The organism is Streptomyces sp. RerS4, assembly GCF_023515955.1.
Lineage (GTDB): Bacteria > Actinomycetota > Actinomycetes > Streptomycetales > Streptomycetaceae > Streptomyces.
Genome location: NZ_CP097322.1, coordinates 5,371,419 through 5,394,264 on the forward strand (window position 1 = coordinate 5,371,419; position 22,846 = coordinate 5,394,264).

General features: G+C 73.5%; 20 protein-coding genes and 1 riboswitch. Of the genes, 14 read left to right on the top strand and 6 right to left on the bottom strand.

The window, feature by feature from the left end; all coding sequences use genetic code 11:
- The first annotated feature begins 2 nt into the window (after positions 1-2).
- Positions 3-161, top strand: a riboswitch (cyclic di-AMP (ydaO/yuaA leader).
- A gap of 12 nt (positions 162-173) precedes the next feature.
- Together M4D82_RS24895 and M4D82_RS24900 are read left to right on the top strand one after the other, a co-directional pair.
- Positions 174-974, top strand: a complete 801-nt coding sequence (locus M4D82_RS24895; protein ID WP_249768145.1) for a M23 family metallopeptidase — start codon at positions 174-176, stop codon at positions 972-974.
- Between the two features lie 210 nt (positions 975-1,184).
- Positions 1,185-1,850 carry a GntR family transcriptional regulator gene (locus tag M4D82_RS24900; protein ID WP_249768146.1) on the top strand — a complete coding sequence of 222 codons (666 nt, stop codon included), beginning with the start codon at positions 1,185-1,187 and terminating at the stop codon, positions 1,848-1,850.
- A 190-nt stretch (positions 1,851-2,040) separates the two neighbouring features.
- On the opposite strand, the gene M4D82_RS24905 is transcribed toward M4D82_RS24900, so the two are convergent.
- Positions 2,041-2,322 carry an HPr family phosphocarrier protein gene (locus M4D82_RS24905; RefSeq protein ID WP_249768147.1) on the bottom strand — a complete coding sequence of 94 codons (282 nt, stop codon included), beginning with the start codon at positions 2,320-2,322 and terminating at the stop codon, positions 2,041-2,043.
- A 209-nt stretch (positions 2,323-2,531) separates the two neighbouring features.
- Between M4D82_RS24905 and M4D82_RS24910 the strand changes: the two genes are divergently transcribed.
- From M4D82_RS24910 to M4D82_RS24940, 7 genes are all read left to right on the top strand, one after another.
- Positions 2,532-5,378: a bifunctional acetate--CoA ligase family protein/GNAT family N-acetyltransferase gene (locus M4D82_RS24910; RefSeq protein WP_249768148.1), complete on the top strand. Its 2,847-nt coding sequence runs from the start codon at positions 2,532-2,534 to the stop codon at positions 5,376-5,378.
- Positions 5,379-5,416: 38 nt separating this feature from the next.
- Positions 5,417-6,022, top strand: coding sequence for a DUF5998 family protein (locus tag M4D82_RS24915; RefSeq protein ID WP_249768149.1), 606 nt, complete (start codon positions 5,417-5,419; stop codon positions 6,020-6,022).
- The gene (locus tag M4D82_RS24920; protein ID WP_249768150.1) at positions 6,022-7,227 is read left to right on the top strand and encodes an alkaline phosphatase family protein; all 1,206 of its coding nucleotides are present in this window, start codon (positions 6,022-6,024) and stop codon (positions 7,225-7,227) included. The genes M4D82_RS24915 and M4D82_RS24920 overlap by 1 nt, the downstream gene beginning before the upstream one ends.
- 67 nt (positions 7,228-7,294) lie before the next feature.
- Positions 7,295-7,945, top strand: a complete 651-nt coding sequence (locus tag M4D82_RS24925) for a thymidine kinase (protein WP_249768151.1) — start codon at positions 7,295-7,297, stop codon at positions 7,943-7,945.
- An 85-nt stretch (positions 7,946-8,030) separates the two neighbouring features.
- Positions 8,031-9,050, top strand: a complete 1,020-nt coding sequence (locus M4D82_RS24930; protein WP_249768152.1) for a hypothetical protein — start codon at positions 8,031-8,033, stop codon at positions 9,048-9,050.
- Complete coding sequence (locus M4D82_RS24935; RefSeq protein ID WP_249768153.1) at positions 9,047-11,869, top strand: ATP-binding protein; 2,823 nt, start codon at positions 9,047-9,049, stop codon at positions 11,867-11,869. The genes M4D82_RS24930 and M4D82_RS24935 overlap by 4 nt, the downstream gene beginning before the upstream one ends.
- Before the next feature lie 183 nt (positions 11,870-12,052).
- Positions 12,053-12,739 carry a hypothetical protein gene (locus tag M4D82_RS24940; protein WP_249768154.1) on the top strand — a complete coding sequence of 229 codons (687 nt, stop codon included), beginning with the start codon at positions 12,053-12,055 and terminating at the stop codon, positions 12,737-12,739.
- Between the two features lie 28 nt (positions 12,740-12,767).
- On the opposite strand, the gene M4D82_RS24945 is transcribed toward M4D82_RS24940, so the two are convergent.
- Positions 12,768-13,202, bottom strand: coding sequence for a nuclear transport factor 2 family protein (locus M4D82_RS24945; RefSeq protein ID WP_249768155.1), 435 nt, complete (start codon positions 13,200-13,202; stop codon positions 12,768-12,770).
- A gap of 87 nt (positions 13,203-13,289) precedes the next feature.
- Between M4D82_RS24945 and M4D82_RS24950 the strand changes: the two genes are divergently transcribed.
- Entirely contained in the window at positions 13,290-13,859 is a 570-nt protein-coding gene (locus tag M4D82_RS24950; protein ID WP_249768156.1) for a PadR family transcriptional regulator, read from the top strand.
- Complete coding sequence (locus M4D82_RS24955; protein ID WP_249772139.1) at positions 13,846-14,625, top strand: SGNH/GDSL hydrolase family protein; 780 nt, start codon at positions 13,846-13,848, stop codon at positions 14,623-14,625. The genes M4D82_RS24950 and M4D82_RS24955 overlap by 14 nt, the downstream gene beginning before the upstream one ends.
- Before the next feature lie 6 nt (positions 14,626-14,631).
- Here the strand turns inward: M4D82_RS24955 and M4D82_RS24960 are convergent, their stop codons facing one another.
- Positions 14,632-15,414 carry a VOC family protein gene (locus tag M4D82_RS24960; protein ID WP_249768157.1) on the bottom strand — a complete coding sequence of 261 codons (783 nt, stop codon included), beginning with the start codon at positions 15,412-15,414 and terminating at the stop codon, positions 14,632-14,634.
- Between the two features lie 177 nt (positions 15,415-15,591).
- On the opposite strand from M4D82_RS24960, the gene M4D82_RS24965 reads away from it, so the two are divergent.
- Positions 15,592-16,425 carry a sulfurtransferase gene (locus M4D82_RS24965; protein WP_249768158.1) on the top strand — a complete coding sequence of 278 codons (834 nt, stop codon included), beginning with the start codon at positions 15,592-15,594 and terminating at the stop codon, positions 16,423-16,425.
- Positions 16,426-16,536: 111 nt separating this feature from the next.
- On the opposite strand, the gene sepH is transcribed toward M4D82_RS24965, so the two are convergent.
- Complete coding sequence (gene sepH, locus M4D82_RS24970) at positions 16,537-17,589, bottom strand: septation protein SepH (protein WP_249768159.1); 1,053 nt, start codon at positions 17,587-17,589, stop codon at positions 16,537-16,539.
- Positions 17,590-18,088: 499 nt separating this feature from the next.
- Here sepH and M4D82_RS34120 point away from each other — a divergent pair, with 499 nt between their 5' ends.
- Complete coding sequence (locus M4D82_RS34120) at positions 18,089-18,892, top strand: hypothetical protein (RefSeq protein WP_283844506.1); 804 nt, start codon at positions 18,089-18,091, stop codon at positions 18,890-18,892.
- 7 nt (positions 18,893-18,899) lie between these two features.
- Here M4D82_RS34120 and M4D82_RS24980 read toward each other — a convergent pair whose 3' ends face one another.
- Together M4D82_RS24980 and M4D82_RS24985 are read right to left on the bottom strand one after the other, a co-directional pair.
- Positions 18,900-20,237, bottom strand: a complete 1,338-nt coding sequence (locus M4D82_RS24980) for a D-arabinono-1,4-lactone oxidase (protein WP_249768160.1) — start codon at positions 20,235-20,237, stop codon at positions 18,900-18,902.
- Positions 20,179-21,444: an MFS transporter gene (locus M4D82_RS24985; RefSeq protein ID WP_249768161.1), complete on the bottom strand. Its 1,266-nt coding sequence runs from the start codon at positions 21,442-21,444 to the stop codon at positions 20,179-20,181. Before M4D82_RS24985 ends, M4D82_RS24980 begins: the two co-directional genes overlap by 59 nt.
- A gap of 240 nt (positions 21,445-21,684) precedes the next feature.
- On the opposite strand from M4D82_RS24985, the gene M4D82_RS24990 reads away from it, so the two are divergent.
- On the top strand, positions 21,685-22,845 hold the full coding sequence (locus M4D82_RS24990) for a ferrochelatase (RefSeq protein WP_249768162.1): 1,161 nt from the start codon (positions 21,685-21,687) through the stop codon (positions 22,843-22,845).
- Position 22,846: the final 1 nt, after the last annotated feature.

Below are 22,846 nucleotides of genomic sequence, written 5' to 3' on the forward strand. Positions count from 1 at the left end.
CCGGGCAGCGATCGCCGAGTCCCCGTCAGGCGCGAGCCTGGGGAGCCGGGGACCCACATCAGTCCCTGGGGTGAATCGGACCGCCTCGCAAGAGGAGGCCCGTAGGAGACCTTCCTGCTCCGAACCCGTCAGCTAACCCGGTAGGCGAGAAGGAAGGAAAGGATCACCCCTTCATGGCGATTGGCAGTCGTGCCGCCGGTAAGCACCGTGGTTCCAGCCGTCTGAGCCGCAAGACCGCCGGCTTCGCCGGTGTGGCCGCACTCGCCACCACGGGCGTGGTCGGCACCCTCGCGGCCCCGGCCTTCGCCGCGGACTCCTCCGGCCCGTCCATGGAGGACACCGGCCAGAACGCGATCGTCGTCGCCGACGGTCTGCAGGACGACATCGAGGTCCAGGCCGAGTCCCAGCAGGTCGCCGCCGAGGCCGTCGCCGCCCAGGCGCAGGCCGAGGCCGAGGCCAAGCAGAAGGCCGCGGAGGCCAAGCGTGCCGCCCAGGCCGCCGAGGCCAAGGTCAAGGCCGAGCGCGCGGCCGCCGAGGCCAAGGCCAAGGAGGAGGAGCGCAAGCGCTCCAACACCTTCGTCGCCCCGGTCGACTCCTACGTCAGCACCCAGTACGGCGCGGGCGGCGGCATGTGGTCCTCCGGCAGCCACACGGGCATCGACTTCGCCGTCGGCCAGGGCACCTCCGTGCGCTCCGTGGGCGCCGGCACGATCGTCGAGGCCGGCTGGGGTGGCGCGTACGGCAACAACGTCGTCATCCGCCACAACGACGGCACCTACACCCAGTACGGGCACCTGTTCTCGGTGAACGTCTCCGTCGGCCAGCAGGTCGGCGCCGGCACCGTCATCGGCCTCTCGGGCAACACGGGCAACTCCAGCGGCGCGCACCTGCACTTCGAGGCCCGCACCGGCGCCACGTACGGCTCGGACATGGACCCGCTGGCGTACCTGCGCAACCACGGCGTCAGCATCTGACCCGCGACATCTGACGCGCGGCGCGCACCACCGCACCTGACGGAAGGCCCCGGCTCATCGAGCCGGGGCCTTCCGTGTTGTCCATTCCCGCCGAATGTCTTTCCAATTTCCGGCCCGCCTCGGAAATCGCCTCCCTTTTGCCATAGAGTCGCAGCACGGTCACGATCCCGGCGCGGGTGCCGGTCGTCGAAATGCAGCGGAGGTCCGGCCTTGCGTATTCCTGCGCACGCGGTATGCACAGCGATCCGCGACGATATCGTCTCCGGTTTCTTCGGACCGGGCGGTCGGCTCACCGAGGAGGTGCTCGCCCGTCGCTACGGGGTCTCCCGCGTCCCGGTCCGCGAGGCGCTGCGCACGCTGGAGTCGGAGGGCTTCGTCACCACCCGGCGGCACGCGGGCGCCTGCGTGGCCGAGCCGACCGCGCAGGAGGCCGCCGACCTCCTGGAGCTGCGGATGCTGCTGGAGCCGCTGGCGGCCTCCCGGGCGGCCCGCCGGCGTACGGAGGCCCACCTGAAGGTGCTGCGCGGGCTGGTCAGGCTGGGGCAGGAGCGGGCCAGGCGGGGTCAGGGCGAGGACCTGCGGGCCCTGGGCGGCTGGTTCCACGAGACCCTCGCCCAGGCCTCCGCCAGTCCGGGGCTGATCGCCCTGCTGACCCAGACCCGGCACAAGATCGCCTGGATGTACGTGGTGGACGCCCCGGCGCGGCCCGTGGACTCCTGGGCCGAGCACGGGTCGATCGTCGACGCCGTGGCCCGCGGAGACGCGGAACGGGCCCGCTCACTGACGGCGCTGCACACCGCGACGGCGGCCGAGGCGCACCGGCTGCGGGTGAGGACTTCGCAACGTGCCGTAAACACGGTGAGCGGCCCGCATTAACATTCGCCGTATACAAAGGGCGGGTATCGCGCCGCTGCCGGGGCCGGCCGGAGAATTCCTCGATGCGTCGGGAATTGCTTCCGGTATTCCGCTGGCGGCCGGTCCTCCCGAATTGCTTCACCGCGAGAAAACCGAAAGGCCGCAGCCCTCGCCGGCGCGGCGGGGACTGCGGCCTTTCGGACCCGAAGGGTCAGACCGTCTCCGGGAGCTCCTCAAGGCCCTCGGCGACCAGCTTCGCGAGGCGGTCCAGCGCGACGTCGGCGCCCTCGGCCTCGGAGGAGAGGACGATCTCCTCGCCGCCCTGGGCGCCCAGGCCCAGGACCGCCAGCATGGAAGCGGCGTTGACGGGGTCGCCGCCCGCCTTCGCGATGGTCACCGGGACGCCGGAAGCGGTCGTCGCGCGGACGAAGATCGAGGCGGGACGAGCGTGCAGGCCCTCGGCCCAGCCGACGTTGACGCGGCGCTCTGCCATGGTGATGCCCTTCAGGTTCTTACGGTTGTCTAGACCAGTCTCTCACGACACCCGGAATGCTCGGACCGACCTTCGGCCCGGATCCACCGCCGTCCGACCCTCCCCAGCTTGCCCTGGTTCGCCCCGGCCCGCCGCATTCGCCGCGCGCGCGGCCGGGCCCCGCCCGGCGTGCCCGTACACCCCGCCGCCACGCACCGTAGGGTGACCCCATGACGCTGCCGTCGGACCCCTCGTACCCGGCCCACTGGGAGGCGGACGTCGTCCTGCGCGACGGCGGAACGGCCCGGATCCGGCCCATCACCACCGAGGACGCCGGCCGGCTGGTGAGCTTCTACGAGCAGGTCTCGGACGAGTCGAAGTACTACCGCTTCTTCGCCCCCTACCCCCGGCTCTCCGACCGCGACGTGCACCGCTTCACGCACCACGACTACGTGGACCGCGTCGGCCTCGCCGCGACCATCGGCGGCGAGTTCATCGGCACGGTCCGCTTCGACCGCATCGGTCCCGACGGCCGGCCCGCCTCCGCCCCCGCCGACGAGGCCGAGGTCGCCTTCCTCGTCCAGGACGCCCACCAGGGTCGCGGCGTCGCCTCCGCCCTCCTCGAACACATCGGCGCCGTCGCCCGCGAGCGCGGCATCCGCCGCTTCGCCGCCGAGGTACTGCCCGCCAACACCAAGATGATCAAGGTGTTCACGGACGTCGGCTACCAGCAGAAGCGCAGCTTCGAGGACGGCTCCGTCCACCTCACCCTCGACCTCGAACCCACCGCCGAGTCCCTCGCCGTCCAGCGCGCCCGCGAACAGCGCGCCGAGGCCCGCTCCGTGCAGCGGCTGCTCGCCCCCGGATCGGTCGCCGTGATCGGCGTCAGCCGCTCCGGATCCGGCGTGGGCGCTGCCGCCCTGCGCAACCTCCGGGACGGCGGCTTCCACGGCCACCTCTACGCCGTCAACGAGGCCCGCGCCCCCGGCATGGAGGGCGACCTCCTGGAGGGCGTACGGGCGTACCGGACCGTCGCCGACATCGCGGCCCCCGTCGACCTCGCCGTGATCGCCGTCCCCGCCGACCGGGTCCCCGACGCGGTCGCCGCGTGCGGGGAGCACGGCGTCCAGGGCCTCGTGGTCCTCTCCGCCGGCTACGGCGAGAGCGGCCCGGCCGGACTGGAGCGCCAGCGTCAACTCGTCCGGCAGGTCCGCTCGTACGGGATGCGGCTCATCGGACCGAACGCCTTCGGGGTGATCAACACCGCCCCGGACGTGGAGCTGAACGCCTCGCTCGCCCCGGCCCCCGCCACCGCGCGCGGCCGCATCGGCCTGTTCACCCAGTCCGGCGCCATCGGCATCGCCCTGCTGTCGGGGCTGCTGCGGCGCGGCGAGGGGCTCTCGTCGTTCGTCTCCGCAGGCAACCGGGCCGACGTCTCCGGCAACGACATCCTCCAGTACTGGTACGAGGACGAGGCCACCGACGTCGCCCTGATGTACCTGGAGACCCTCGGCAACCCGCGCAAGTTCACCCGCCTCGCCCGCCGCACCTCCGCCGTCAAACCCGTGGTCGTCGCCCGGGGCGGCCGGCACACCCCGGCCGGCCACGTCGTCCCCGGGACCCGGCTCCCCGAGGCCACCGTCTCCGAGCTGCTGCGCCAGGCCGGCGTGATCCGCGTCGACACCGTGACCGAGCTGGTCGACGTCGGACTGCTGCTCGCCGGCCAACCGCTGCCGGCCGGGCCGCGCGTGGCGATCCTCGGGAACTCCGAGTCCCTCGGGGTGCTCACCTACGACGCCTGCCTGACGGAGGGGCTGCGTCCGCTGCCCCCGCTCGACCTGACCACCGCCGCCTCCCCGGCCGACTTCCGCGCCGCCCTCTCGGCCGCCCTGGCCTCGCCGGACTGCGACGCGGTCGTCGTCACCGCGATCCCGTGGGTGAGCGAGCGCGCCCTCGCGGACGACCTCGCGGAGGCCCTGCGGCAGGCGGTGGCCGAGGTCCAGGGCAAGCCGGTGGCCGTGGTCCACGTGGAACTCGGCGCCCTGGTGGAAGCCCTGTCGGCCGCCGGGGCGCCCGCGCCGCCGGCCCCCGAGGCGGACCCCGGGCCCGCCGGGGCGCCGGGGCGCCCGCGCCGCCGCCCCGAGGCGGACGCCGAGCCCGCCGGGAGGGCCGCGCCGCCGACGGGGTGTGCCCGAGGGCGGGTCGGCGGGCGGATCCCCGCCTACCCCGCCGCCGAGCGGGCCGTGAAGGCCCTCGCCGAAGCCGCCCGCTACGGCGCCTGGCGCCGCGCCGCCGCCGAGGCCGGGCAGGTCCCCGAGTACGAGGACATCGACGAGAGCGGCGCCGCCGCCCGGATCGCCGCCCTGCTGGCCCACGTCGACGAGGACACCACCGTCACCCTGGACGACCCCGACGCCCGCGCGCTCCTCGCCCGCTACGGCATCCGCGTCCGGGCCACCCTGCCCGCCCCGAGCCCCGACGCCGCCGCCCGCGCGGCCCGGGTCCTCGGCTACCCGGTCGCCCTCAAGACCACCGCCCCGCACCTGCGCCACCGCGCCGACCTGGGCGGCGTACGCCTCGACCTGGCCACCGAAGCCGACCTGCGGCGCTCCTACGAGGAACTCACCGAGGCCCTCGGCACGCCCGCCGAGCTGCTGCCCGTCGTCCAGGCCATGGTGCCGCGCGGCGTGGACACCGTCGTGCGCGCCGTCGTGGACCCCGCCGCGGGCGCCGTGCTGTCGTTCGGGCTCGCCGGGGTCGCCTCCGAACTGCTGGGCGACACCGCGCACCGACTGGTCCCCGCCACCGACCGCGACGTGGCCGCACTGATCCGCTCCATCCGCACCGCGCCCCTGCTCTTCGGCTGGCGCGGCAGCGACCCCGTCGACACGCCGGCCCTGGAGGAACTGCTGCTGAGACTCTCCCGGCTGGTGGACGACCACCCCGAGGTGACCGGGGTCTCCCTGGAGCCGGTCGTCGTCGCCACGGAAGGCCTCTCCGTGCTCAGCGCCACCGTCCGCCTCGCCCATCCGCCCGCCCGGACCGACCTCGGCCCGCGCACGATGGCCGGCTACTGAGCACAGGGCAGGTCGGGGGACCCCGTACGGGCCTTAGGATGGACCCCATGGCGAAATCCGGTACGACGACCCAGGGGCTGCGCGCGGCGATCGAGCGCAGCGGCTACTACCCGGCCCTCGTGGCCGAGGCGGTGGAGGCCGCGGTGGGCGGCGAGCCGATCTCGTCGTACCTGGTCCACCAGGAGACCACCTTCGACTCCAACGAGGTGCGCCGGCACGTCACCGTCCTGGTCCTGACCGGCAACCGCTTCATCGTGAGCCACACCGACGAGCAGGCCGCCGACGCCGGGTCCCCGTCGCCGTACGCGACGACCTCCACCGAGTCGGTCAAGCTCTCCAGCATCTCCTCCGTGGTGCTCAGCCGTGTCGTAGCCAACCCGGAGTCCTACACGCCGGGCCGGCTGCCCCGCGAGGTCGTCCTGACCATCGGCTGGGGCGCGGTCTCGCGCATCGACCTGGAGCCCGCCGCCTGCGGCGACCCGAACTGTGACTCCGACCACGGCTACACCGGCAACTCCACCGCCGACGACCTGAGCCTGCGCGTCAGCGAGGCCGGCGACGGCCCCGAGACGGTCCGCCAGACGCTGCTCTTCGCGCAGGCCCTCTCCGAAGCCACCGCGGCCACCTCGGGCCCCACCCGCTGATGTCGTACTCCGCGCCGCCGAACTGGCAGGACGAACCGGAACTGCTCGACCTCGCCGGCGCCCCGGTCCCGCACTACGGGACCGGCTCGCTCGCGGACCTGCTGCCGACCCTGGCGGCGGGCCAGGGCGTACCCGGCCTCACCGCCGGGATCCCCGAGCTGACCCCCGCCGACCGCAACTGCGTGTTCCTCGTCGACGGCATGGGCTGGGAGCAGATCAAGGCCCACCCCGACGAGGCCCCGTACCTGACCTCCCTGCTCGCGAGCTCGCGCGGCGGTACCGGCCGGCCCATCACGTCGGGCTTCCCGGCGACCACCGCCACCTCCCTGGCCTCCGTCGGCACCGGGCTGCCGCCCGCCCGCCACGGCCTGCCCGGCTACGCCGTGCGCAACCCCGCCTCCGGCGAGCTGATGAACCAGCTCCGCTGGCAGCCGTGGACCCCGCCGCAGGCCTGGCAGCCGTATCCCACCGTCTTCCGGCTCGCCGACGCCGCCGGGGTGCACACCGCCCAGGTGTCCGCCCCCGCCTTCCAGTCCACCCCGCTGACGAAGATCGCCCTCAGCGGCGGCACCTTCCACGGCCGGATGACCGGCGAGGAGCGGATGGACCTCGCGGCGATCCAGCTCGCGGCCGGTGAGCGCTCGCTCGTGTACACGTACTACAGCGAACTCGACGGCGCCGGTCACCGTCACGGCGTGAACTCGGACGCCTGGCGCGGCCAACTCATGTACGTGGACCGGCTCGTGCAGCGACTCGCCGAGCAACTCCCGCCGCGCGCGGCGCTGTACGTGACCGCCGACCACGGCATGGTCGACGTCCCCTTCGACGAGGACGCGCGGATCGACTTCGACGAGGACTGGGAGCTGGGCGCGGGCGTCGCCCTGCTCGGCGGCGAGGGCCGCGCCCGGCACGTCTACGCCGTACCGGGCGCCGAGGCCGACGTGCTGACCGTGTGGCGCGAGGTGCTCGGCGACCGGTTCTGGGTGGCGAGCCGCGAAGAGGCCCTGGACCTGGGCTGGTTCGGGGCGCCGGGGGAGTGCGACGAGCGCGTGCTCGGCCGGATCGGCGACGTGATCGCGGCCGCCCAGGCGGACGTGGCGATCACCGCCTCCCGCAACGAGCCCAACGAGTCGGCGCTCGTCGGCATGCACGGCTCCATGACGGCCGCCGAGCAGCTGGTCCCGCTGCTCGAAGTCCGCACCTGACCGCCGGCCCCGCCCGCCGTACCACCCCCTCCCGCCTCCCCGACGACCCGAAAGGTCCGTACTTCCCATGCCCGAGCTGGTGTTCTTCTCCGGAACGATGGACTGCGGAAAGAGCACGCTGGCTCTGCAAATCACCCACAACCGCTCCGCGCGCGGGCTGGTGGGCGTGATCTTCACGCGTCAGGACCGGGCGGGCGAGGGCAAGCTGTCCTCGCGGCTGGGCCTGGTGACGGACGCGGTCGAGGTGACCGACACCATGGACGTGTACGCGTACCTGGTGGGGGAGTTGTCGCGGGGCGGCAAGGCGGACTACGTCATCGTGGACGAGGCGCAGTTCCTGGCCCCCGACCAGATCGACCAGCTCGCCCGGATCGTGGACGACCTGGACATGGACGTCTTCGCCTTCGGCATCACGACGGATTTCCGCACCAAGCTCTTCCCCGGCTCGCAGCGGCTGATCGAGCTGGCCGACCGGATCGAGCAGCTCCAGGTGGAGGCCCTGTGCTGGTGCGGGGCGCGGGCCACGCACAACGCCCGTACGGTCGGCGGCGTCATGGTCGTCGAGGGCGAGCAGGTCGTGGTGGGCGACGTGGCGCGGTCGGCGGCCGAGGTGGGATACGAGGTGCTGTGCCGGCGCCACCACCGTCGCCACATGACCTCCGAGACCGCCCACGCGGGCGCCCTCTCCCCGGACGTCCTCCCGGTCAACCACGCCTGACGGTCCGTCGGCAGGTGGCCGTCGGGCTGTCGGACCCGTGAGCTAGGGTGACCAACTGGCTTTGCGAGACGGGGGAGTGGCCCACATGGACGGAACACAGGGCGGCGGCGCGGACCGCTGGGCGGCGACGGGCGCGCTCGGGGCGAACGCCGCGTACCGCAATCAGACGATGCGCTACGAGCACGTCGAGCTGAACTTCGACGAGTCGGTCCCGTTCCGGACCGTCTTCCAGCTCTGGTTCCGGGCCTTCGTGGCGTCCTTCCTGATCTTCTTGATCTTCGGGCTGCTGCCCATGCTCGTGTCGGACCCCGGCCCCTTCGACTCGCCGGAGGACGAGCTCGGCGTCGGCTGGATCCTCTCGGTCATCGTCTTCTGGGTCGTCCTCCTGGCCTCGCGCATCAACGAGCCGATATCGGAGTGGAAGACGCTGCTGGAGGACAAGCACGCCGCGTCCTCGTCGGCGTACGCGGCGATCTACGGCGCTCTGGCGCGGCGGAAGACACCCGTGTCGGCGGTGCCGGTGCGGATCCGCAGCGACATCATGCCGGAGGTCGTGAACAACCGACTGGTCGTCCGCAGCGGTCGGTACGTCGCGTACGTGACGGTCTTCGGGTACGGCACCAGCCTGTACGTCGGCTGGACGATGTGGCGCAGCCGCAGCGGCGCGGTGATCATCGGCCACTTCTTCAAGGACCTCGTCGGAGGGATGTTCAACCGCACGGGCGACATCAACCAGATGCTCCGTACCGAGCGGCCGCGCGCCATGCGCGAGGCCGTGCACTCCGCCGCCCGGGAGGGCGTGGAAGCGGCCGTCCAGGGCATCGAGGTGCCCCTGGCGTCGACGTTCGGGCAGGAGCCGCCCATCCAGTCCGGAGCGAGCGCGACGGAGCCGGGTACGGGTGTGGGGCCGGGCAGCGGTCCGGTGCCTCCGGCCCCGCCGGTGCCGCCCACCGCACCGACCGCGACCACCGCGAACCCCTACCCGGCGGGGCCCCCGAGCACGGGAACCTTCCCGCCCGCGTACGCCCCGTACGCCCCCGGCACCCCGCCCACCCCGCCGGCTCCGGACACGCCGCCGCACGGCACCACCTGGGGCGGGAATTGAGCGCAGCCGGTCCGGCCGGCGTGGCCGGTCCCGCCGGCGTGCTGACCGTCTCGGACGGCACCACCGTCTGGGCGTGGACGGCCGTGCGCATCGACGCCGCCGCCGATCTGACCGAGTCCCAGGAGTACGCGGACCTGCCGGAACCGGAACGCCGGGCCAAGGCGGTCGCCGCCGAGGCCGCCTGGCTGGCGGGCCAGTGGAACACCGCCCACGGTGAGCGGATCGAGCTGCGCTACGTCAGCGACCCCGTGGGGCGCAGGATCTCCTGCGCCCTGCTCGGCCGGGTCGCGGCCCCGACGGCCGAGGGCGCCGGGGCCGCCGCCCGAGCCCTTCGCGACCGGATGGCGGCGCTGCCCCGCCACGTCCACGCCACGCCCGTCGAGGACCCCGACGAGACGGCCCGGCTGCTGACCCCGTTCACCCCCGACGTGACGGCGGGCGTGGCGGAGATCCGCAAGCGCTACCACAGCGGTCTGCCCAACAGACCCGACGCCGGGGTGCGCTACTACCTCGCTCCGCAGCCCTTCACCGCCGCCGCCCCGCCCTGGGACGCGCTGTGGCAGGCCCTGGCCACGCACCCCCACCCGGTGATGCTCAGCGTCGGCCTGGAGCCGTACGTCGTCCCGCCGGACTTCGGCCCGCTCGTCCAGCGCATCGCCACCCAGTACGGACGCCTGGGCACCCCCGGCCAACTCCCCGACGGCCTCTGGTCCCCGGGGACCCCGCTCGCCGCCGACGCCTTCGCCGTCGACGCCGCCCGCGTCTACGCCGACGCCGCCCGCCGATACACCGGCCGGGTGTTCCGCATGCGCGTCGCGCTCGCCTCGCCGGCGCCGCTGCCGGAGTCCCTGGCCGAGCTGGTCGGCGCCACCGTGTCCCCGCGCGAGCAGGCCCGCCAGGGCGGCGTCCTCACCGAGATCCTCACCGGACCTGCCCATACCGTGGCCTGGCCCGCGTACGGCGAGCTGCCCGCCGCCTGGCGGCAGTTGACCACCCTGGAGCAGGCCCGCTGGGGCGGCGACCACTGCTGGCGGCTGCCCGAACCGCTCTCCCCGCCGCTGCGGCTGCTCGCGGAACTGGTCGACACCCGCGAGGCCGGCGCGGCCTTCCGGCTGCCCCTCGCCGTCAGCGGCCACATGACGGGCTTCCCCGTACGCCGCCCCGGCATGGCCGGCGAGACCGACTACCGCACCGACGGCCCCGCCGTCACCCTCGGCCGCCAGCTCGTCCACGACGCCCCCGCCGGCCCCCTCGGCATCGGCCTGGACGACCTCACCCGGCACGCGCTGATCGTCGGCACCACCGGCTCCGGCAAGACCAACACCACCCTCGCGTTCTGCGAGCAGCTGTGGCGCGACCACCGCACGCCGTTCCTCGTCCTCGAACCGGTCAACTCCGCCCTGGACGACTACCGCTGGCTCGCCACCCGCCCCGGCTTCGAGGACCTCCTCGTCCTGACCGTCGGGGACGAGTCCACCGCCCCGCTGCGCCTGAACCCCTTCGAGGTGCCGTCGGGCGTACGCGTCGGGACGCACGTCGCGGGCCTCATGGCCTGCTTCGACGCGGCCTTCGGCCTCTGGGACCCGCTGCCCGGCATCTACAACCGCGCCCTGCGTGCCACGTACGCCCGCAAGGGCATCACCCCCACCGACATCGCCGGCCCCGCGGGCGACGCGCAATGGCCGACGCTGCGCGACTTCGTCGCGGAGATGCGCAAGCAGTGCGAGCGGCTCGACTACTCGGGCGAGGTGCGCGACAACATCGTCGCCGCCGCCCGGCTGCGCGCGGAGTCGTTGGCCGAGGGCGCCTGCGGCACCACGCTGGACGTCGCCCGCTCCTACCCCGTGGAAGAGCTGCTGAGGCGGCCGGTGGTCGTGGAACTCGCCGGGGTCGGCGACAACGAGAAGGAACAGTCGCTCGTCACGGCGTTGCTGCTGCAGAGCATGACCGAGTACTACAAGGCGAACCGTACGGGCGGCTCCCTCAGCCACGTCACCGTGATCGAGGAGGCGCACCGGCTGCTGGGGCGGCCGATCGCCCAGGGCGGCGACGCGAAGGAGGGCAACGCACGGACCCGGGCGGCCCAGGCCTTCGCCAACACCCTGGCGGAGAACCGCAAGTACGGCGAGGGCATCGTCATCGTCGAGCAGGTCCCCGGCAAGCTCGTCGAGGACGCGTACAAGAACACCAACCTCAAGGTCATGCACCGCCTGCCGGCCGGCGAGGACCGCGGGCTCGTCGGCGCGACGATGCGCTTCTCGCCCGACCAGGAGCGCTACGCCGCCTCCCTGGAGCCGTTCCAGGCGTTCGCCCACCACGACCGCATCGACCGCCCGGCGCTGCTGCGCGTCCCGGACGTGCGCGCGCAGGCGGCCAGGGAGGCCGGGATCAGCCGGGCGCCCCTGGCCACGGATGCGGAACTGGCCACCCGTTTCCGGGCGTTCGCGGCCGAGCACGAGGCGGTCGACGCGGCGCTGTCCCCCTTCCCCGACTGCGAGGGCTGCCGCCACCGCTGCGAGTTCCGCACCCGGGCGGCCACGGCGGTGTGGCCGGAGCACGGCGCGATGCTGAAGGAGCGGGTGGCGGCGTACCCGAAGACGCGCGACGAACAGACCGACTGGTGGCGCGAGACCTCGCGGTGGGTCGAGGAACTGTCCGACACGGTCCCGCTCCCCGCGTCCCGCAGGGACGACGCCCCGGCGCGGGCCGACTACCGGACCTGCGTGTTCATCCACGCCGCACGGGCCGCCTGGCAGCGCAACACCCTCCCGTGGGTGCGCCTCTACCGCACCCACGCCCTTCCCGAAGACGCCGACTGACCCAGCGCCCCGCCCGCCTGGCCTCCCGTCAGTGCGGTCCGGAGGCCGTGCCTATCATGCGGTGATCATCAAGGACTCGGGGGAGCGGATCCAGTGAGTACACGCACGCGCGCAACGCTACGCGGACGGGGCGGCCCGTCGCTCGGGCCGGCGCGGGAACGGCGTCCCGGGTGGGTGGGCGTCGTGATGGTGCCCTTCGTCCTCGCCGCCCGCATCCACCGCCCCGTCCGCCCCGACCGGCTGGTCGACCCGGCGATCGAGTGGGCCCGGATCGCCCGTACCGCCATCGGCGTACTGGCCACCCTCTGGCTGGTCTTCGCGTACCCGCTGCGCGAGTCCGCCGGGGCGGTCGTGGAGGACAAGATCGTCGAACTGGTCATCAGCGCCGGGATGTTGCTCATCCTCGGACCGGTCGCGCTGGCCGCCTTCGTGGCCGCCGCCCGGCCGCCCGGCCCCGCCTTCTACCGGCCGAGGTTGCGCGGCCCGCTGACGGCGCTGGGGGCGCTCTTCGGCACGGCCTTGCTGCTGTGGCTGAACCTCCGGTTCGGGCCGACGGCGCTGGGGCCGCTCGCCGGGCTGACGGCCCTCGTCCTGCTGCCCTTCGGGCTCGCCTCGGCCGTGCTCTGCGTCCACCACACCTTCCGCGCCGCAGATGTGCACGAGGTGCTGCCGCCGCTGATCTCGCCCGTGCTGGTGTGGTCGATGTGCGTGGTGCAGCTCTTCGACGCCCCGCCCGTCGCCGCGCCGGCGTGGGTGCGGTTGCTGTTCCTGGCGGGGCCGCCGCTGTCGGTGACCGCCCTGTCGGCGTGGGAACTGCGCCGACTGCGCGCGCGTTACGGAATCACCCTGCGCCGCGCCCTCGGCCGCTAGGACGGCTGCCGGACGGCCGCCCCGCCGCTCAGGGCGCCAGCCCGTCGGCGACCAGGCCCGCCAGGACCGCCTGGCCCAGCGCGTGCACGGCGGACTGCGGCCGGACCATCACGGTGAACTCCTTGACCCGCCCGGCCTCGTCGAACTGGAGCAGGTCGATCCCGTGGATCTGCCTGCCGCCCACCGTGGCCCGGAAGGGCAGGATCACCGACGGTGCCTGCTCACCGTCCGCGCTCGTCTCGGCCGCGCCGTCCAGCCGGCCGAGGTAGCGCAGGTCCTCGAAGACCCGCAGCAGCACCCCGAAGAGGCCCAGCACCATCGGCTTGCCCTCGAAGGGCACGAACTTCACCGGGCTGTAGAGGCGGATGTCCGGCGCGAACAGGTCGTCCAGCGCCGCCAGATCGCGCTTCTCCACGGCCGCCCGGAAACGTTCCGCCGTCTCGGAAACCGGTTCCACACCCATGGTGCCCCCCTACTCAACAATGTGACTAGTAAGATTTTTGAGTATGATGCCGAGGAGGACGAGGAAAGGGAAGGGGGCACTCCCGCGATGGCCCTGAGACACGCGGTGTTGGCGGCCCTGCTGGACGGCGAGTACAGCGGGTACCAACTGGCGAAGGCCTTCGACATCGGCGTCGCGAACTTCTGGCACGCCGTCCCCCAACAGCTCTACGCCGAGCTGACCAAGCTGGAGAAGGAAGGCCTGGTCGCGGGCCGGGAGGTGGTCCAGGAAAGCCGGCCCAACAAGCGCGTCTTCCGGGTCACCGACGCCGGCCGCGCCGAGCTGGAGCGGTTCGCCGAGGCGCCGTCCAAGCCGTCCTTCATCCGCGACGACCTCCTCGTCAAGGTGCAGAGCGCCGACCGCATCGGCACCACCGAGGTCATCGCGCAGCTGGAGGAACGGGCCACCGCCGCCCGAGCCAAGATCGAGCTGCTCGACCAACTGCTGCGCACCCTGCGCGGCCCGATGGACGAGGGCGAGTACCTCCTGCGCGGCGAGCGCATCGGCGGCTACCTCACCTGCCTGCGCGGCCTCGCCTTCGAACGAGAGCACCGGGACTGGTGCGTCCGCATCGCCGACATCCTCAAGGAGAGGCAGCGTGCCCATGCCCAACGGTGAGTACTTGCGCTACGTCGCCCTCGGCGACAGCCAGACCGAAGGACTCGGCGACGGGGACGACACCGTCGGCCTGCGCGGCTTCGCCGACCGGTTCGCCGAACACCTCACGGCCGTCAACCCCTCGCTGCTCTACGCCAACCTCGCCGTCCGGGGTCGGCTCGCCCACCAGGTCCGCGCCGAACAACTGGGCCCCGCCCTCGCCCTGCGCCCCGACCTCGCCACCGTCGTCGCCGGGGTCAACGACCTGCTGCGGCCCGGCTTCGACGCCGCCCGCGTGGCCGGGGAACTGGAGGAGATGTTCGCCGCGCTCACCGCCGCCGGGGCCCGGGTGGTGACCGTGACCTTCCCCGACGTGACGAAGATCGCCCCACTGGCTCGCCCCCTCGCGCCCCGCGTCACCGCCCTCAACGCGCACGTCCGCGCCGCCGCCGCCCGCCACGGGGTGGCCGTCGCCGAGACCGGTCGGGCGGCCGTCTCCACCGACCCCCGGATGTGGAGCTCCGACCGGCTCCACGCCGCCCCGCTCGGCCACGTGCGGATCGCCGCCGCCCTGGCCCACGCCGTCCGGCTGCCCGGCAGCGACGACAGCTGGACGCACCCGCTGCCGCCCCGGCCGGCCCCCACCGCCGTACGGACCGCCGTGGCGGAAGCCCGCTGGGTGGCCGGGTTCCTCGGCCCCTGGCTGGCCCGGCGGCTGCGCGGCGCCTCCTCCGGCGACGGCCGCGTCGCCAAGCGCCCGGAACTCGCGCCGCTCACCCGGGCTTGAGGCGCGTCACCCCGACCGGATCACCGTGAAGGCCGCGCCCTCCGGGTCGGCGACCGCGGCCTGCCTGCCCCCTGGTCCGTCCCACGCCGGCGTCGCGACGGACCCGCCCAGGGCGATCACCCGCGCGGCGGCCGCGTCCGGGTCCGCCACCTCGAAGTACGTCATCCAGTGCGGCCCCCGGTCGTGCGGCAGCGCCCGTCCCACTCCGTGCACGGCGGCGACGGGCCGCCCGTCCAACCGCAGCGTCAGGTAGTCGAGGTCGGCCGACACGTCGGCGTGCGTCACCGTCTCGTGCCCGAAGACGTGCTGGTAGAACTTGCCGACCGTCGACGTGTCCTGCGTGACCAGCTCGTTCCAGACGGGGCTGCCCGGGGTCCCGTACAGGTGGGGCACGCGCAGCGCCCCGGCCTGCCAGATCCCGAAGATCGCGCCCAGCGGATCGGAGCAGATCGCCACCCGGCCGACCGCTTCCGCGTCCAGCGGCCCCACCGCGACGGTCCCGCCGCAGGAGCGGATCGCCTCGGCGGTGACGTCGGCGTCGTCGGTGGCGAAGTACGTCGTCCAGGAGACCGGAAGATGCCGGTCCGGCGGCATCTCGCCGATCCCCGCCACCTCTCGACCATCGAGGAGGGCGCGGACGTACGGGCCGAGCTGGGCGGGGCCCGGCTCGTACTCCCAGCCGAAGAGGTCGGCGTAGAAGTCCTCGGTGCTGCCCAGGCCGTGCACCATCAGGCTCACCCAGCACGGTGCGCCGGGTGGGCGCCGTACGGTCCCCGCTGCCTCCGTCATGTCAGCCGTCTCCTCCGTCGTGGCCCGAATTCCCCCGCAGATGCTTCCACTCAATGGCGTACGCCGCGCCCCGACCGGCCGGATGACGCGGCCCGGGGGAGAGATGACCGAATCACTGCGGCCGGTCGATGACGTGCTTGTTACACGCGCTCGGAAGTGGGGAGGAAGATGGGCCGCATGACTGCGATTCTCTCGGCCCGTGAGCTGATGACCGAGCTGGCCGGCTCCCGGCCCCCGGTACTCCTGGACGTCCGCTGGCAGCTGGGCGGCCCCGACCAGCGCCCCGCCTACGACGCGGGCCACCTGCCCGGCGCCGTGTACGTCGACCTCGACCGCGAACTGGCAGGTCCGCCGGGTGCGGGCGGCCGTCACCCGCTGCCGGACCCGGAGGTGTTCGGCGCCGTGATGCGCCGCGCCGGCGTCCGCGCGGACGAGCCGGTGGTCGTGTACGACGGCGGACAGGGCTGGGCCGCCGCCCGTGCCTGGTGGCTGTTGCGCTGGACGGGTCACCCGATGGTGCGCGTTCTGGACGGTGGCCTGGCCGCGTGGACGGCGCAAGGGGGTTCGGTTTCGGCCGACACGCCGACCCCCATCGAGGGCGATTTCAAGCCAAACCCGGGGGGGCTGGGGCTCCTCGACGCGGACCAGGCCGCCGCGCTGGCCCGTACGGGGCTGCTGCTGGACGCCCGCGCGGGCGAGCGCTACCGGGGCGAGGTGGAGCCGATCGACCCCGTGGGCGGCCACATCCCGGGCGCGGTGTCGGCTCCGACCACGGAGAACGTCGACGCGGACGGCCGCTTCCTGCCGGCCGAGCGGCTGCGCGCCCGCTTCGCGGGGCTGGGCGCCTCCGAGGACACGGCGGTCGGGGTCTACTGCGGTTCCGGGGTCTCGGGCGCGCACGAGGTGCTGGCGCTGGAGGTGGCGGGGATCCCGGCGGCCCTGTACGCGGGCAGCTGGTCGCACTGGTCATCGGACCCGACGCGCCCGGTGGCCACGGGCCCGAACCCGTAACGGCCGCGAACCCCTGAAGGTCCGGAATCGGTCAGGATCCGATCGGTCAACGGGTCCGAATCGGTCACCGGGTCCGCCGAGGTTCCGTAAACCCCGGCGGGCCCGCGCCCGTTACTCCTGTTTCTTGCGCCGGGTCCCGAAGACGATCTCGTCCCAGCTGGGCACCGCCGCGCGGCGCCCCGGACGGACCCCGTCGGCCTCCGCCTGGCGGTCCGTCGTACCGGTGAGCCGGTCGCGGTGGCCCGCCACCGTACGCGGCATCAGCACGTCCGCGTACGCCGCGCCGGCTCCGGCCGAAGCGGCCGCCGCCGGCGGCTCCTCGCTCTCCGCCTCCTCGGCGGGAGGATCGGTACGGTCCGGCACCACCAGATCGCCCCGGAAGCTCGGCACCGCCTCCAGCAGGCTGGTCAGCGTGTCCCGCTCCTCCTCCGGCTCCGGCGGGGCCGGGGCGACGGGCCGTTCCATCGGCCGGTCGAGCGTCCGGTCCAGCGGACGGTCGCGCGGCAGGCGGGCGATCCTCGGGACGAAGGGGAAGCTCGGCTCCGGCGTCGACGGGAGGTCGTCGGACTCGCCGATCAGCGAGCGGGCCTCGTCGTCCACGGCCACGACCAGCCGGCGTGGCGGGTCGTACGTCCAACTGGCCGAGTGCGTTTCGGCCGCGACGCGGTAGACGAGCAGGACCTCCCAGGTGCCGTCGTCACGGCGCCAGGAGTCCCACTGGACGGTGTCCTTGTCGGCCCCGCGCAGGGTGAGGCGTTCCTGCACGGCCTCGCCGAGCTGGGGTCCGGTGTTCTCGCCGGGGCGGCGTACGGGCGTCTTGCGGGCCCGCTCCGCCATGAAGGCGCGCTCGGCCAGCACCGGGCCCTCGAAGCGGCGTACCCGGTCGACGGGGATGCCGGCGAGCTGTGCGACCTCCTCGGCGGAGGCACCGGCTCGTATGCGGGCCTGGATGTCGCGCGGGCGGAGGTGGCTCTCCACCTCGATCTCGATCTGGTTCAGGCGCGCGCGGTCATTGCGCACGGCAGCCCGCAGCCGCTCGTCGATCGGAAGCGTGTACTCCGTGCTGTCCGCAGCCTTGAGCACCAGTCGTGTTCCGTCATTCGAGACGGCCACGACACGCAGTTCGGGCATGGGGACCTCCCGGGTGGTGCCTGCCGACGTCACGTGCGTCGCTGCTTCCGCTAGTCGAGTGTGGCCTGCCCGGGTGCAGCCTGCCACAACCTTGCCGAGTTAAACCGGCGTGTCGGGCATGCGCCCTTGATCGACGTTATGGCACGGTTACCTGTTGGGCACGCACAGTGACCGGGTGGTTACTGTGCGCAGCAGGAGCCCGTGCGATACCGCGGCATCACCGGTCTTGAGCGCCGTTTCTCCATCAGTCGGCCCCCTCTCCCGAGTCCGGACATCCGTAAGGAAGGACGGCCCCAGGGCTCGCCACAGTACTCCATTCGGGCCACCTGGGTGGACCGCCGCGCCGCCGAACTTGTCCCGGGCGGCGGGAGTTGGCGTGCCCGGAATCGGGTCCCCATCCGTGCCGACCTGCGCACGCGTCCGATTCCGGGTGTTCTGCTTCACATAATCCCCAGATCCGGAACTATCCGTTTCGCTCAGCGGTCGGTAACTGCTGAAAGAGGAGAAGCGCGAGAGGCGGGACACACCGGGGATGACGATGGGTCGGAAGTCGGAACGGGATGCCGAGACGGGCGAATCGGAGGGCCGCGCGCTCGATCTGAGCGCGACCCAGATCGCGGGCACCTCGCTCGCCACCGTCGCCGCCGCCCTGCTCGCCTCGAAGCTCGGCGTCTACGGGACGATCCTCGGCGCGGGTGTGGTGAGCGTGGTCGCCACCGCCGGCGGGCCCGTCATCCAGCACGTCTTCCGGCGCACCGGCGACCGGTTGCGCGAGAGCGCCCGCCCCCGGGGCCGTCAGATGCCGCTGCCCGAGGCGCCCGCGCCGTCGGGGGAGTTCGGGGCGGCGACCGTGCACGGGACCCGCGTCCGGGGATGGAAGCGGACCGCCGTGGCCTCGGCGGCGGCCTTCGCCGTGGCCATCGGCGGGCTCGGGACCTACGAGGCCGTCGCCGGCACCTCGATCAGCAGCGACGGCGCCACCCTCCTGTCGGGCGGCGTCCGCAAGGCCGCCGACCACCGGCCTGCCCCGCCACGGGAGGAGCCGGACGGCTCCGGGAAGGGCGGACGGGAAGGCGGCGAGCGGGAGTCGACCCCGCGGGCCCCGCAGCCGGGCACCTCCCCGAGCCCCTCGCGCTCCCACGACGGTGGCGGCGGTCCGGCCCCCGACCCGAGTGCCCCCGACCCGAGTGCCTCCGATCCGAGTGCCCCCGACCCCGGCGCCTCGGACCCCGGAACGCCCTCGCCGGACCCCTCGCCCCCGAAGCCGCCCACGAAGCCGACCCCGAAGCCCGACCCCGACGCGACCCCCGGCCCGGGTGGGTCGGCCGCCCCCTGACCCGGGCTCAGCTGCCGAGCACCCGCCGCAGGTAGTCGTTGCCGAAGACCCGGTCCGGGTCGAGCCGGTCGCGCAGCGCGGTGAACTCGCCGAAGCGCGGGTAGACCTCGGCGAGGTACTCCGCGTCCCGCGTGTGCACCTTGCCCCAGTGCGGCCGACCCCCGAGCGCGGTGAAGATCCGCTCGGCGGCGGTGAAGTAGCTCTGGTACGGGGTGCCCTTGTACATGTGCACCGCGATGTACGCCGTCTCGCGGCCCGAGGCCGTGGACAGCGTGATGTCGTCGGCCGGAGCCGTCCGCACCTCCACCGGGAAGCTGATCCGCAGGGAGGAACGGTCGACCATCGCTTTCAGTTCCCGCAGCGCCTCGACCACGCGCTCGCGCGGGAGGGCGTACTCCATCTCCACGAACCGCACCCGGCGCGGGGAGGTGAACACCTTGTACGGGATGTCCGTGTAGGTGCGCGCCGACAGCGCGCGGCTGGCCACGCGGGCGATGGAGGGGATGGTGGCCGGGACCGCGCGGCCCACCGAGTTCACGACCTGGAAGAGGCCGTTGGACAGCAGTTCGTCCTCGATCCAGCCGCTCACCGGGCCGGTCGGGGCGGCGGGGCCCTGGCTGCGGTTGTTGCGCTTGGTGTTGCAGTTGCCGGTGTGCGGGAACCAGTAGAACTCGAAGTGCTCGTTCTCCACGACGTGCGCGTCGAACTCGTCGAGCACCCGGTCGAAGCCCATGGGTTCCTCACGGGCGGTCAGGAAGAAGAGCGGCTCCACCGCGAAGGTGAGCGAGGTGACGATGCCGAGCGCTCCGATGCCGAGCCGGGCGGCCGCGAAGAGCTCCGGATCTTCTTTCTCCGAGCAGGCCGTCAGCGTGCCGTCGGCGGTGACCAGCTCCAGGGCGCGGAGCTGGGCGGATATGGAGGCCGAGTCGCGGCCGGTGCCGTGGGTGCCGGTGCTGGTGGCACCGGAGACCGTCTGCTCCATGATGTCGCCCATGTTCGCGAGCGACAGGCCCTCGCGGGCGAGGGCCTGGTTGAGGTCCTTCAGGACCGTGCCGGCCGCCACCGTGACGGTGCCGGCGGCCCGGTCCAGGGACAGGATCCCGGCCAGCGCCTGAGGGCGTACGAGCACCCCGTCGGTGGCCGCGGCCGCCGTGAAGGAATGGCCGGTACCGACCGCCTTCACCCGCAGTCCGTCGGAGGCGGCCCGGCGGACCACCTCCTGGAGCTCCCCGACCGTGCGCGGGGCGACGACGCGCGTGGGCGTCGCGGAGACGTTCCCCGCCCAGTTACGCCACGTGGCCGGCCCGCTCGTCCCCGCTGTCCGTGCTCTCGCTGTCCGCGCCATCGCCGGCGGTCTCCTCCCCTTGCGCCGGCCTCGTCAGCCGGCGGTAACCCGCGAACGCAACCGCCGCCGCGGCCGCCCCCGCCGAGAGGGAGACGACGTACCCCCGGCTGGCGCCGGCGGCGTCGATGACCACGCCGGTCACCGAGGAGCCGAGCGCGACGCCGACCGCGAGGCCGGTGCTGATCCAGGTCATGCCCTCGGTCAGCTTCGCGCGTGGTACGTGCGCCTCGATCAGGGCCATCGTGGTGATCATCGTGGGAGCGATGGCGAGGCCCGAGACGAAGAGCGCCACGGCCAGAAACGGCAGGTTCCCGGCCAGTAGGAGGGGGATCATACTCACGGCCATCGCGCAGATGCCCAGCACCCAACGGGGTTCGGCCTTGCCCTTGAGGTGCAGCAGACCGAAGACGATTCCGGCGATACAGGACCCGGCCGCCCAGATCGCCAGGATGAAGCTCGCCGAGGACTTGCTGCCCTGCTCCTCGGCGAAGGCCAGCGTGGACACGTCGATGGAGCCGAAGATGGCGCCGGTCGCCACGAAGGTGGCCGTCAGCACCTGGAGGCCGGGGGAGCGCAGCGCGGAGGTGCGGTCGCCGCCCTCGACGCGCGGGTGGGGGGCGGGTTCGGTGGAGCGCTGGGCGGTGAGCAGCCAGACGCCGACCATCAGGCAGACGGCCGCGATCAGCGGGCCGGCCTCGGGGAACCAGGTGGTGGACAGGCCGATGGCCAGGATCGGGCCGAAGATGAAGCAGACCTCGTCCACCACGGACTCGAAGGAGTACGCGGTGTGCAGCTCGCGGGCGGAGTCGCGGTAGATCACCGTCCAGCGGGCGCGGACCATGGAACCGACGCTGGGCACGCAGCCGGCGACGGCGGCGCACACGAAGAGCGTCCAGTCGGGCCAGCCGTTCGCGGCGGCCACGAGCAGGGCCGCGACCGCGGCCACGGAGACCAGCGTGGCGGGCCGCAGGACGCGGCGCTGGCCGTACTGGTCGACCAGTCGGGACACCTGTGGGCCGATCACGGCGGCGGCGAGGGCGAGGGTGCCGGTGAGGGCGCTGGCCATCGCGTACCGGCCGGTGATCTCGGAGATCATGGTGAGGATGCCTACGCCCACCATGGAGATCGGCAGCCGGCCTATGAGGCCGGCGGCGCTGAACGCCTTCGTTCCGGGGGCAGCGAAGATCGCGCGGTAGGGACTGGGCAAGGGGTCTCCGTAAGGGACGTCGATGGCCCATACAGGTTACGGCCGCCGAACGGCACTCGCACGGGGCCGGTCGCGGGCACAGGCGGCCGGGACTGAACTTAGGGTCACCTTACCTGGCGGTGCGTCGGGAGCGGCCCGGGGCGCGGGCCGGGAGCCGCCCGGGGAGCGCGCCGGGGCCGCGTCCCGGCATGCGGACCGGTCGGTTCTCCCCGGCGAACGCCGGGTGGCAGGATTCGAGACATGTCAGACCAGCTCCGTGCCCCCGAAGCGGCCGTGGCCCACGGCCTCGCCGCCCCCTACGACGCCCTCCTGCTGCTGTCCTTCGGCGGCCCCGAGGGACCCGACGACGTGGTGCCCTTCCTGGAGAACGTCACGCGCGGGCGCGGGATCCCGCGCGAGCGGCTGAAGGAGGTCGGGCAGCACTACTTCGGCTTCGGCGGGGTCAGCCCCATCAACGGGCAGAACCGCGCACTCCTCGACGCCCTGCGCGAGGACTTCGCCGAACACGGGCTGGACCTCCCCGTCCACTGGGGCAACCGGAACTGGGCTCCCTACCTCACCGACACCCTGCGCGAGATGGTCGCCGACGGCCACCGGCGCATCGCCGTCCTCGCCACCAGTGCCTACGCCTCCTACTCGGGCTGCCGCCAGTACCGCGAGAACCTCGCCGACGCGCTGGCGACGCTGGAAGCGGAGGGAGTCGCCGAGCTGCCGCGCGTCGACAAGCTGCGCCACTACTTCAACCACCCGGGCTTCGTGCAGCCCATGATCGACGGGGTGCTCGCCTCGCTGGCCGCACTGCCCGACGAGGTGCGCGGCGGCGCCCACCTGGTCTTCACCACGCACTCCATCCCGACCGCCGCCGCCGACACCTCCGGCCCGGTCGAGGAGCACGGCGAGGGCGGCGCGTACGTCAAGCAGCACCTCGACGTCGCCCGGGTGATCGCCGACGCGGTGCGGGCGGAGACGGGCGTCGAGCGCCCGTGGGAGCTCGTCTACCAGTCGCGCAGCGGCGCCCCGCACATCCCGTGGCTGGAGCCCGACATCTGCGACCACCTGGAAGCGCTGCACGCCGACGGCGCGCCCGCCGCCGTGATGGTCCCCATCGGCTTCGTCTCCGACCACATGGAGGTCCTCTACGACCTCGACACCGAGGCCACCGCGAAGGCCGCCGAACTGGGCCTGCCCATCGCCCGTTCGGCCACCGTCGGCGCGGACCCCCGCTTCGCCGGGGCCGTACGCGACCTCCTGCTGGAGCGGGCCGCCGCCGAGCGCGGGGAGAGCGTGGAGCGGTGCGCGCTGGGCCTGCTCGGCGCGAGCCAGGACCGCTGCGCCGCGGACTGCTGCCCGACGCGGGCGCCGCGCCCGGCGGCCGCCGGGGCCGACAGTCCGTACGCGTAGG